The sequence below is a fragment of the Arenibacter flavimaris genome (genome assembly GCF_030291335.1).
GTDB lineage: Bacteria > Bacteroidota > Bacteroidia > Flavobacteriales > Flavobacteriaceae > Arenibacter.
Window position 1 is genome coordinate 1 of sequence record NZ_JASWIM010000024.1, and the last position, 12,721, is coordinate 12,721.

Here is a 12,721-nt window from a genome sequence, read left to right on the forward strand (position 1 = left end):
GACGTTCGAGTATAAAAATGCAAACGGCGTATACAAAACTGGGCATTGGTACAAGAATGTAGAATTCTTCCTTTATAGATTAACTACAATATTTGCATAAACACAACAATTGTTCTTGACCCCTACAATTGCTCACCTTGATACCTAATGCCCAGCATTGCATTCAAAACGACACAATTGATATCAAAAAACACTAAAGTATTGTTAAAATCAATAACTATGCACAAACTATGCACATTTTAGAACATTTTTTTACGTCAAAATTAATTAAAAAATAAAAACCCCCTGTTTATAGGAGGTTTCGTGTCGTGATGGCACTAGGATTCGAACCTAGGACCGCCTGCTTAGAAGGCAGGTGCTCTATCCAGCTGAGCTATGCCACCATTCACTAAATATGACAGGTTCTGCCTTTAGCGGCTGCAAATATACAATTATCATTAATTATTGCGCAACTTAATTCATAAAAAAAATACCGGTCCGTTTCAACACCAAATCCGACAGATAGTTACCCCCAATACAAATATCCCTGATTCAATTAAATAACTTATTAATTCCACCCCATATATTACTAAGAATTTATCATTGGCCTATAATAGTTCTTGGTGCAATCATATATTTTAATGCTATTTGTAGATTTTAATAAATATTATTCATATGTTAATACCGTCTTTACATTAAGTTGCAAAAAATTATCAATTGAATTAACGTAATTAACATATGACTCCAAATTATATACGAGTTTTTGTAAACTACGTCTTACTTATTTATTGTTTTTCCGTACAATCACAAAAACAAGTCACCTTTCGTCCATTGTCCGTAAAGGATGGATTGTCCCAAAATTCGGCAATTTCAATAGCCCAAGACCAAACTGGATTTTTATGGATCGCAACACAGGACGGACTAAACAAATATGATGGCAGAAGTTTTGAAAAGTACAAACAGTACTTTAAGGATATCACCAACCCCACCTATAGTAAATTAGGAAAGGTATTTGTAGATAGCAACGATGAATTATGGATAATTCCCATATCGCAAATACCACACAAATTAAATAAGGACAACAACTCTTTTGAACCCCTTAACGGAATAGAGGATGCCAGTACCATCTTTGAAGACCAACAAAAAAACATTTGGTTCGGGAGCTATTCAACCGGACTTTACAAACTATCGTTCCAAACCAAAAAAATAGAGCATATTATCGGCCCTGATAAAATTAGCTCCATAAATTCCATTACCCAAGATCACTCTGGTAATCTTTGGCTCAGTTGCGAAAAATATATTATAAAATTAGACCCCCAACAACCGGAAAACATACACTATCGTTATCCCGATGGCAATAAAAATTCCACTTCCAATTATAGCTTTATTCTTTTTGACCATAAAAACAATCAGTGGGTTGGGACTTTTGGCCAAGGTGTTTGGTACAGGGAATCTAGCAACAGCTTGTTTAAACGTCCGGATATTTTTATCGAAGATTTAAAAAATAGCCTAAATACCATTTATGTACTTACCATGTTACTGGACACTAAAAATCAATTGTGGATTGGTACCTATGGCGATGGACTTTTTAAAATTGATATTGCACAAAGTCAATTAAACCAATATTTACCAGAAAAACACAACCCCAAAACAATTCAGTACAAAGATATCCTCAGTATTTACGAGGACTATACAGGTACCATCTGGTTTGGAACCGATGGCGCAGGCTTAAATTATTATGATCCCCTATTGGAAAAATTCAACTCCGTAATCAACTTTCAAACACCGGAGAATATTAACATAGACGTGGTAAGATCCATAACATTGGATGCGCAAAACAATGTTTGGATAGGAACAAGTGGCAAGGGCCTGTCCAGGTTCTCCCCACGCAAAAATGAATGGCACACCTATCAGACCGATAATAAAAAGGGGCTCAGATCCAATAGAATTATGAGCCTGCTCAGCGATAATGATGGGGATCTATGGATTGGCACCCAGGAAGGCGGACTACACATTATGGATGTCAAAGAGAATATAATTGAATATCCAAATCTCAAAAACCTAGAAAATGTTACCATATGGTGTATACAGAATGATACTGACGACAATAAATGGGTAGGTACTAGGGAGAGCGGACTTTTCAAGGTAAATAAATACAAGGGTATCCTAAGATCATTTAAAAAAAGTAAATCCGGCAAAGGACTTCCTTCCAACAATATTAGGGCAATTGCCCAGGAAGCCGGTCAATTTATTTGGATAGGTACCCAGGACGATGGCATTTGCAAAATAAACCTTAAAACCAATGAAGTTAAAGTATATAGACATCAACCCGGAAATGCAAATTCCTTGGCCAGTAATCATATAAAATCCCTTTACTACGACAATAAGGGGATCTTATGGGTCGGCACCAACGGCAATGGTCTTTGTGCCTTTGATGTTGTAAAGGAACAATTCTATAATTACACCGTAAAAGAAGGGCTGGCCAATGATGTGGTCTATGCCGTTTTGCCAGATGAACAAAACAATTTATGGTTAAGTTCCAATAGGGGCATCACCAAATTTTATGTGCCGCAAAAACTGGATTCTACACCAAAAATTGTCAATTACACCAATTATGACGGACTTGCCACTGAATTTAATACGGGGGCATATTTTAAGGCAAGAAATGGCAACTTGTATTTTGGGGGATTGGATGGTTATTATTGGTTTAACCCTTCGGACATAGAAATAAGTACAGTGCTCCCAAAAACGGTAATCACCAAGTTTGAAGTTTTCAACACGGCAAAGCCCCTAATTCCCAATGTAAAGCTCAACTATAAGGAAAACACCGTTGCGTTTTCATTTGCCAGTTTACAATACTCCCTTCCCATAAAAAATCAGTATCAATTTAAGCTTGAGGGTTACGATACCGATTGGACCTTATCCGGTAACGAAAATAGTGCACGATATACCAATTTACCCCCAGGGAACTACACTTTTAAGGTTATTTCCAGTAATTATGACGGGGTTTGGAACAACAAGAAAGATTCTTATAGCTTTGCTATTAATAAACCTTGGTACTTGACCAATAGTGCCATTCTGATATATGCACTGATATTTTTAACTGCTATATATTTAATATACAGATATTTTAAATGGAGGTGGAATATAAAAATGCAATTAAAATTTGAGCGCCAAGAAACCATTAGGTTAAAAGAACTGAATGAATTCAAAGCAAAATTTTACTCCAATATTTCCCACGAATTCAGAACACCTTTGACATTAATTAACGGGCCAATTAAAAATCAGTTGGAAAATGACCTAAAGCCCGATTTAAAAAAGGACCTGATGTTGGTAGATAAAAATACCCAAAGACTTCTGGATTTAGTGGATCAAATGATGGAATTGAATAAATTGGATACCGGTTCCCTAAAACTGAATCCAGAAAAAATCCATTTGGGAGGCTTTATCTTATCCCTTCTGGAACCCTTTGAATATCTTGCTAAAAACCACAATCTAATTTTCTCCCACACCGTGGGAAATATGTCCATGACTTTATTTGATCCTGATATTATGGAAAAGATTGTTGGTAATCTCTTAAGTAATGCCATAAAATACACTTCAGCCAATGGACATATAGACTTTAACGCTAGTGTATCGGAAAACGACTACTTAACAATAAACGTTTCCAATGACATAGATAACACTACAGAAAAAGATACCGATAAACTATTTGAAAGATTCTTTCAGACAAGTCCCACCAATGAAGGAACGGGAATTGGACTATCCTTGGTCAAGGAATTGGTTGAACACCTGCAAGGAACCGTAAACGCCTCCTACTCCAATGATCATAAAAAAATATTTTTTAATTTGGAAATTCCTGTCCATCCAATCAATGATGACAAAATTCCTGCAGAAACAGTTACTCCAACAAATGACCCGGGAACCATCTCCAAAAAGTCCAATGAAGTACAACCTCTAATATTATTGGTGGAAGACAATCTATCCCTATTAAATTTTATGTCTTCCATTTTGAAGGACAATTACAAGGTCATTACCGCCAAAAATGGGAAGGAAGGGGTACAGATTGCCCTCAAAAAAATTCCCGATCTTATAATTACAGATCTAATGATGCCCAAATTAAATGGGATAGAACTTTGCAACGAATTAAAGAACGATGAAAAAACTTCCCATATCCCGATCATAATGCTGACGGGAAAAACCGATCCGGAAAACGAAATTGCCGGCTTGCAAAGTGGTGTGGAGGAATACATGATTAAACCGTTCAACCCAAAAACCTTTCAAATAAGAATAGAGAACATTATAACAACTAGGAAAAAACTTAGGGCACATTACAACAAAGAGAATGTTTTTAAGCCCAAGGACATTGCCTTTACCTCAGCCGATGAGAAATTCCTTTTAAAGGTAGAAGATATCCTGAATAATTATTTACAGGATACTGATTTTTCCGTCAAAAAATTCAGCCAACTTTTGGGAATGAGCCGAATGCAGTTGCATAGAAAATTAATTGCCCTGACCGGACATAACACTACTGCATTTATACGGCTGGAAAGACTAAAACAAGCTCAAAAATTGCTTAAAAAACCAGGGTTAACCATAGCAGAAGTTGCTTATTCCACCGGATTCAACAGTCCTTCGTATTTTATAAAATGCTATAAAAAAACCTTCGGAAAAACTCCTACATCCTAAATCCAAAGGGTAGTATCATCAAAAAGGTTACATCTGTTCTATCTTATGTTACAATTGATTTACTGTTTGTCATACACATAATAGAAATTTGATCGAACAAACAATAGATCAAATTTAACCTTCCAGTATATAGTGATAAATGAAAACAATAAGCCAAGTCGCCAGATTATCCATTCTTCCATTTCCATATTCTGTAGGTGCCCTAACCTACCACGCCCAATTCCTTGTAAAAATAGGGTAAAGGCCTGAAAATACAGTACCTGTAGAATATCAATAAAAGTTACGTATGTAACAAATAAGTCCTGAATACCATTATGGATAGTAATAACAACAATAGAGTAGAAAAAGAATACCTACTAACGAAAAATGCATTATTGACAACTATTATGGAATAGTAAAAGAGATTTTCTAACTAAATATTAAATATAAATTACAATTAAAATGAAAAAAACAAAGAAAAGTCACATTGGATTATTGTACATCGCCAGCAACTTATTAGTGCTGTCAGGGTTTGTTGGATGTAGCAAAGATGATGGTATAGGTACCGCCGGCTGTACCAATTGGTCGGAAAAATACCTTTCCCAGGCCGAATCATATACCAACGCCTTAACGGCCTATAGCAATGACCCAAGTGTTTCCAATTGTAATAAATTAAAAACAGAGGGATTGAGCTACGTAAAAGCACTTGAAGGAATTTTAAACTGTGTCCCCACCGCCAATCTGGCAAACTATAAATCGGACATAAGTGATTTAAAAGCAGAGATCAACAGCACGGCCTGTGATGAATAATTATAAAGAAATACGAATATGGAAACAACGAATAACAAGACAAGCGTGGCAAGTGAAGGTAAGAACATTGCCATTATATCCTATATCACCATCATTGGCCTTATCATAGCCTTTGTAATGAACAATGACAAAAAGGACGCCTTTGCATCCTACCATATTAAACAATCCCTTGGCCTTGCCTGTTTAGGTCTTGCGTTAGGGGCCATAGGCATGATCCCCATATTGGGGTGGATCATTAATTTCCTTGGCATTTTTGTTCTACTCTATATGTGGATTATGGGATTAATGAACGCTTTTAATGGCAAAGAGAGTCCTGTACCCTTCTTAGGTGATAAATTTGTAGAGTGGTTTAAGAATATTTAAACAGCTACCGTTATCAATAACCGTTTCAAAAACCACAATGCCATGCGCTTCCTATACCTATTCTCTTTATCATTGATTTTGCTTGCATGCAATGAAAGCAACAAGGATAAGGCCAGCGCGATAAATGAAGTTTTGGATGATTTTTCCAAAATGCCGGATTCAGTGATCCTAAAAGGGTTTTCCATTTTAGATACCATTCAACTAAAACCGGTAGCGGAAATGGTAAAAGAACTTAGGTTAATACCTGAACTACAAGAAATAGGTGTAGGAGGCGAATTATTGAGTTTTAGACTCAAAAATGGCCCCACAATGTTAATTAAGCTTAAGGAATTTTCATCCGAAACAAAAGGTGGTAATGCAAGTGTTACAGTACCACCTATCACGGTTCTTAACAATTCCGTGCCTGACGAAAATCCCGCCAATGTGGTAGGTGCACAACGGGGCGAAAACCGACAAAATAAGAAAGCTATTCTGTTGGCTCCTTACGCATGGCAATTTGGTGTAGCTGCTGATCCTTTAATTCCATTTAATAAGTTGCCCGGGTATCGTAATTATAAAGGTAGGGTTACCTATAAAGCCAATAAAACAGAAAGCGAACAGCGTATCTCGTTTGAAGATTACTTATCCTTTAACGATTATGATGTGGTGCACTTTAGCTCACATGCCCTTAAAACTTGTGAAGTGGAAGAAGGGGATGTGGAGCCTTCAAGTAAGTGTCGTACCTATATTTCTTCAGGGATTAAATATGAAAAAAAAGACCGACAAGAATTAATTAATTTAATTAAGAGCAAAAACGTTAGGGGTATTTCATTGGAGTACGGGGAATTATTTTTTATACCCAAGTTTTTTTCAGACGCTTATCCTAAAATTAACAATAAGCTATTTGTATTTAGTGCATGTGAATTAGGTCAGCAGGGTGACCTGCAAACTACTTTCAATAGTATTTTGCAAAATGGACAACTCTTTTATTGGCAAAATACCATTCATCCCCTAGACGCCTATAAATCCTTTCACAATCTGTACGATAGGATGCTTCAATATGGAGAACCTGCACCAACCGCATTTCAAAACATGCCAAATTCCCTAAAAAACAATATTCCTTTTTATAAAAATTTAAAAACGGGTAGCGATACCGAACAGATATATAACTTCCTAAAAATGGCTACCCAGGGCAATGCCATGCACATTATAGAACCGGTTAGTTTTATAGACCCTAAAACAGGGGAAGAATTACAGGAAGGAGTTGTTTATCCCTTTGAGGGCATCCTGGAAGATGACCAACCGGATGAGGCTAGTTTTACTATGGAATTTTTGGGCTATACCACTAAAGAGATGGAAGACAAAGGCATGAGCTTTTCTTTGAAAATTGATGGCAAAACGGTACTAGATCACATTTCCTTTGTTCCAGATACCGACCCCAATGATAATATAGAAGTAAAAGCGGGCAAAAACGAAAAAACCACCTTGGTCACCTTTAAAGGCGTACATCTAAAGAAAGACCTAAAAAAAACCAGTTCGGTAAAATTGGAAGCCTTTTTTCATTTTAGTGAAAAGAATTATGGGTATCAAATGATCAATGTATCCACAGGGAGTTCAGATATGCGTATAGTCGTTTCATCATCAGACGCAACCATCACAATGTTTTTTGATGCCGATAATTACGGTCTTAAGGCGATCTACCCCAGTGAAAACAAAATTTTATATTCAGACGAAGAGGGCTACATATATATTAACGCCCCTGGTAAAGGTTGGTTAAAAACCAAGATGATCCAAATGTTTGGTGCAGTAGCACATCTTGCCCCTATTGACATGGACCTTACAGGCTTATCGATGAACAAAGGCTCGGTGATGCACAAAATACCCAACTTTGCGTCAAAGATCACCATTTCTAGCTTAGAAAAAGAGCCAAGAGCCGTAAAAATTATTGATGGCGTTGGCCCAGAAAACACCGTTTTTCTTTTCGATGGTAGGGTAACCGTGACTTTTGATAGTCAAAATAGACTGGAATCCATTGTTGAGGGAGCGTCAACTTTCAAGTATTATTATGAAGAACAACATATAACATTCCCCAATGCGCAAATATTTTCAATGCCATCATTTCAATAATCGACACTTAAAAAACAACATAAAATAGGCAGTATTGATATCCGCCCCCACGGTTGACACATCTTCCTCCAAAATGAAAGTTTAAAGTACTATTAAGAACCAATAACTACAAAATCATGCATATGCAATTTATACTACTATTGGCAGTCTTACTATTTTCCAGAAACATGAATGGTCAATTGAGTTTTTACAACCTTGATGCAGACGGGAGTTTTCCCAAAATTGAGATCAACAATGGCAACACTACCCTTTTCGCTAAAATTGGAGAAAAAACGAAGCCTTGGTTACATTGGAACGAAGTGCCCAAAAATATAGAAAATGGTAATGGGCGTACTATATTTAAAATGACCGTTTACAACAACAATGGTATAGCCAACAGGACTTTTGAAATATCCTACACCATTCCTTATGGCCAGCCCAATACCAATCCCACTGCCAATATAAAAGCCACTTACATCTACAGGGATAAAAGACCCAATAAAGTTTTGGATGAACATTTTAAATTAATACCATAATCATTTATACGTATGAAAACCAATCTATTTTATGTACTGATTATTCTCTTGGCAGCCGCCTGTCAAGAGGGCTCCAAAACAGATGAAAAAGAAGTTGTGGACACAAAGGTCACTTCTCCTTCCCAAAAAGGGAACACAACTAAGAATCCATACCAAGATTCCGAAAATCAAAAAGCTCTTTATAAAGCTTTAAAAAAGAAAGCGCCTTTAACGGGTGAACAATTATTAGCCATAATACCGGAACATATTAACGGTAATGCAAAATTAGGTGAACACAGATACGAGGCCAGCAGTCAAGCTGCCAATGGAGCGTATGGTTCTTTTGATAGCCCCTATAATTTCTGGATAGAGGACGGGTCGGGCTCAAAGGCCATAGTTCGCAACTTTTTTGATAGCTTAAAATTCAAGAATCAGGGTCCGGAAGGAACAGAATACGTATACCAAGAACGAGATGGCTACAAAACCGTTGCTTTTTTACAACCAAAAATTAAAAGAAACCAAATTTCTTTTATCTACAATGATAGATTCCGAATTTCTTTAGAAGGATCGGACTCCCCTGATGACTTATGGTCATACATCGACTTTGAAAATTTAAAAAAATTAGATCAATACAATTAAAAAAAATGAAAAATCTACTAAAACCGGCCTTTGTCATTCTGCTTTTGGTTTCATGTAAAGAAACTCCAAAAACGTCAGATCCCTCACCATCCAAAGTTTTGGATGGGGCAATAAATGAAGTTAGCGGAAAGAATGGGGATATCAATAAAAAATATGATGATCTACGCAAGGATTTAGGCACCAAGACCCCACTAACAGATGACCAACTAATAGAGGCATTCCCGAAAAAACTGAGCAATCTAAGTTTGGATCCTTCGGAACAGAACAAAATAGAACCCAAAATTACCGATACCCAACTTGTTGTAGGCAGCTTTGGAGATGACACCATTAGAATGGAAATTTTGGATGCCGCCGGCCAGAAAGCGATTGGTGCCATTATACCCTTAAAAATGTTACACCTAAACAAAATAACTTCCGAGAGCAACAATACCATAAGATATTCCAAAGTAGAGCGCAACGGAATTTTAACTTTTGGTACCGATCGGGATGCAGATACCAAAGCAGATTTTCAATCCGAACTTAGATTTCTTTACGAAAATAGATTTTATGTAACCGTGGAAGCCAAGGGAATGGACACCAATGCACTTTGGAAAGCCATGGGCATTGATAATTTGAGTAGATTTAAAAACAAAAATAAATAATACCTAAAGTCATGCAATACTTTGAATCCCTTAGTCAATTTCAAATAGCAGGTCTTGTTCTGCAATTGGTACTTCTACCATTTTTATTTACCACATTTCGTCGTTGGTGGTGGGCCAAACAATCCCATCAATGGCCAAAAGTTAAAGGTGTGGTTACAAAGGGACTCGATTTCCCCATATCCAAAATAATCGATTTTATTATACCTATGAATTAAACGGGACCACTTATACAGGAAAAAAACCATTTTTCGCCAATTCCTTTAAAAATTTAAACCAAAAGAAAGCTTCAGGTTTAATCGCCAAATATGTCCAGGGAAAACAGCTTACAGTTTTCTACAACCCATCAAACCCCGGTATATCCACCTTGGAACCTGGAAGAAAAGATGGTGTAATGGAGGCTTTACTACTATTATCCATGCTTTTTTCATTAGGAGCCATATCTTTTTATCGCCCCTCCTTAATTGTGGAGATCATAGAGTACGTATCTACCCCTTAAAACAAATATTCAATGAAAAAGTCAATGCTGTATTTTATGCTTTTTATCCTTATCCATAGTTTGGTCCAATCACAACCAATAATCAGGGATTACCCCCTAAAGGCTATGAATGTGGTGCTGAATACCTTTGGAACGGATAGTCCAATACCCATAGGAACTATCTCGGATTCAGGGGAATTGGATTTTAAATTTCCAAAAGATTTAAATTTTATTTCCGATGCTACAAAAGCGAATTACATGTCGGACACGGCCTATACCCTATTTTCCAAGTGTGATAATAGTTATGACCTTCTATCAGAGGATAAAAATGTGAAAGCCGTAAATGCTGGGTACATTTCATTAAACTCAAAGGATAATCCGTATTCCGGCCTGATCTTTATGGTCACGGATAAAGCGTTGGTGCCTTGGCTGGAAGACACCTTTTCCAATAACGCCATAATCGGATCTTATTTTGAACTGGTTTATATCGAATCGGACTTTAATTATCAAGGGGAATGCACTTCCACCATCGCCAACACGGAAAAAGACAATATTGTAACCTCGTACTCTTACAATATACAACTGAAAGCCGGATTTAATTTCGTTGAGTATAAAATTGAAAACGTTGCCGAATACACTATACCTAGCATGTATGAAGAAAATGCATTCGACAAAATAATAAAGCCACTTAAAATAACCGTTACTTCCTCGCAATCCATACCGTCTGATATCGTATGGACGGGTAAATATTTTTAAAAAATGGAAATTGCCAGTTCTAAAACACCAAGCTTTCCGCAATACCGTTTTGACTATGGTCTATGCGAAAGGTATTGGTTTTAAGATTCGCTCTCAACTGCGCCATGGCTCCATTATTTGTCCAAACAATATCCAATTCACTCTCCGGAGTTTCATTAATTTTTACGGAGCCTAAAAATGCCTTGGAAGTATTTCTTAATTTGATTATGGCGAGTTGATTCTTTACGATGTCCCTTTTTATACCCTGTTCCACCTCCTGCATGGTTAAATTTGTTCTATTAATTTCCTTATGGCCCGAACCACCCCCCATATCCGCAGCAGTATAATCGTTCTTTCCTGCAAAAACATCCAAATACCACACTTGAGGAATCCCTGGCATAAACATTTGAATGGCCCTAGCCAATAACAGTTTTTGTTCATCCTCTCCCAAGGCACTAAAAAAAGTTGCGTTTACCTGGTAATAAGAAATCTTTTTCCCTGATGGATCATACAGATTTTTAACCCTTCCACCCCTTTCCATAATCCTATTCATTATATCCTCTATCTCCTTATCCAGCAGCAAACCTTTATGGTAAACACCATCCACCTCCTTGCCTTTTAGGTCCAACACAGGTATCCCGTCGTGACAGCCCAACATGTTTACGGTTTTGTAACCCTTTTCCAGTATTTCGCCAACCCATACCAACAGTGCCTTGTTACTCGCTTTTTCAATAGTGTGAATAGTGAGTCCCGGCAAGAAAAAATCGTAAATACAATAGCCCTCTGCGGCCACCTCATCGTGCAAATGAAGTCCGTATTCTGCATGAATCTCCGGTAGTAACATTAAACCGTTCTTTCGGGCAATTTTCTTAATGCGGTCCAGATACTCCCAAGTACCCGGCTTATTGAAAAAGTTGGATTGCCCAACCTCCTTATGCAGATAGGCGAAGGCATCCAACCTTAAAATCTTACCGCCAAAACCCCTCACCTTTTCCAGGGTTTCTTCGTAAAAATTCCACACCAGTGGCGATTTGGCATTCACATCCATTTGCCCCAAATAGGACCGATTTCGGTTCACAATCTTCAGGATCTCACTTTTGAACTGATTGCCGTCTTCAAAATCAAAATCGTTAAAGTCCGCACCTTTGGATATGGCCTCATTTACCCGATCACAGATTGATGATATCTGACCACTTGATAGACCTTTTATACCATCAAGATCTTTGGGACTTATTTTCTTATAATCTATACGCTGATAAAAAGTATTCCAAAAGGGCCTTTCCGTACCATCTGGAAAAACTACTTTTAAAATGGGCAATCCGGATTTCCTCATAAAAAGTTTTTTAAGAAACTCTTTTTTGGGGATTATAACCCCATTGGCATCCATATGTCCATTACCTTCCCAAAACTCGTTCCAATTGATAAAAAAGTCTTTGTATTTTGAGTCATCGCCATGTTTCAATACGTCCTGAAACTGGGGCGAAGCCACCGATAAATGGTTTAAAACAATATCGAACTTGAGCTTTATGTTTAGCCTATCCAGAGCTTTAAGATCTTCTTCGGAAACCAATGCCTTATTTAAATCATAATTTATTATGGAAAAGCCTCTGTCCAAATCACTATTAAAAAAAGTAGGCAAAACATAAAACAACGAAAACACATCTTTGAACTCGGGCATTTCCAACATACCCACCAGATCGTGCAAATTGTTTCCTATGCTATCCGGATAGGCATTGAACATTACACCCCTACCAATGGTACTGCTAATTGGTTTGTTTTCTGAGCACATTTACTTTAGTGAATTCAATATT

10 protein-coding genes and 1 tRNA gene are annotated in these 12,721 nt (G+C 37.1%); 9 read left to right on the forward strand and 2 right to left on the reverse strand.

Going from position 1 to position 12,721, the window contains the following annotated elements; all coding sequences use genetic code 11:
• Positions 1-309 precede the first annotated feature (309 nt).
• Positions 310-383 (reverse strand) — tRNA-Arg (locus QSE00_RS16770).
• A gap of 334 nt (positions 384-717) precedes the next feature.
• Here QSE00_RS16770 and QSE00_RS16775 point away from each other — a divergent pair.
• The 9 genes from QSE00_RS16775 (at position 718) to QSE00_RS16810 (ending at position 10,931) form a co-directional block, all read left to right on the forward strand.
• Complete coding sequence (locus tag QSE00_RS16775; RefSeq protein WP_286106829.1) at positions 718-4,668, forward strand: hybrid sensor histidine kinase/response regulator transcription factor; 3,951 nt, start codon at positions 718-720, stop codon at positions 4,666-4,668.
• Positions 4,669-5,109: 441 nt separating this feature from the next.
• The gene (locus QSE00_RS16780) at positions 5,110-5,457 is read left to right on the forward strand and encodes a hypothetical protein (RefSeq protein ID WP_286106830.1); all 348 of its coding nucleotides are present in this window, start codon (positions 5,110-5,112) and stop codon (positions 5,455-5,457) included.
• 18 nt (positions 5,458-5,475) lie between these two features.
• Positions 5,476-5,820 carry a DUF4870 domain-containing protein gene (locus tag QSE00_RS16785; protein ID WP_110356503.1) on the forward strand — a complete coding sequence of 115 codons (345 nt, stop codon included), beginning with the start codon at positions 5,476-5,478 and terminating at the stop codon, positions 5,818-5,820.
• Positions 5,821-5,862: 42 nt separating this feature from the next.
• Positions 5,863-7,926 carry a hypothetical protein gene (locus QSE00_RS16790; protein ID WP_286106831.1) on the forward strand — a complete coding sequence of 688 codons (2,064 nt, stop codon included), beginning with the start codon at positions 5,863-5,865 and terminating at the stop codon, positions 7,924-7,926.
• A gap of 122 nt (positions 7,927-8,048) precedes the next feature.
• Entirely contained in the window at positions 8,049-8,441 is a 393-nt protein-coding gene (locus tag QSE00_RS16795) for a hypothetical protein (protein WP_110356501.1), read from the forward strand.
• Between the two features lie 12 nt (positions 8,442-8,453).
• Positions 8,454-9,059, forward strand: coding sequence for a hypothetical protein (locus QSE00_RS16800; protein WP_286106832.1), 606 nt, complete (start codon positions 8,454-8,456; stop codon positions 9,057-9,059).
• Between the two features lie 5 nt (positions 9,060-9,064).
• Positions 9,065-9,700 (forward strand): hypothetical protein, encoded by a 636-nt coding sequence (locus QSE00_RS16805; protein ID WP_286106833.1) that lies wholly within the window; start codon positions 9,065-9,067, stop codon positions 9,698-9,700.
• Between the two features lie 178 nt (positions 9,701-9,878).
• Positions 9,879-10,196 (forward strand): DUF3592 domain-containing protein, encoded by a 318-nt coding sequence (locus tag QSE00_RS25250; protein WP_353477483.1) that lies wholly within the window; start codon positions 9,879-9,881, stop codon positions 10,194-10,196.
• Positions 10,197-10,208: 12 nt separating this feature from the next.
• Positions 10,209-10,931 carry a hypothetical protein gene (locus QSE00_RS16810; RefSeq protein WP_286106834.1) on the forward strand — a complete coding sequence of 241 codons (723 nt, stop codon included), beginning with the start codon at positions 10,209-10,211 and terminating at the stop codon, positions 10,929-10,931.
• 19 nt (positions 10,932-10,950) lie between these two features.
• Here QSE00_RS16810 and QSE00_RS16815 read toward each other — a convergent pair whose 3' ends face one another.
• Complete coding sequence (locus QSE00_RS16815) at positions 10,951-12,699, reverse strand: alpha-amylase family glycosyl hydrolase (protein WP_286106835.1); 1,749 nt, start codon at positions 12,697-12,699, stop codon at positions 10,951-10,953.
• Between the last annotated feature and the right edge of the window lie 22 nt (positions 12,700-12,721).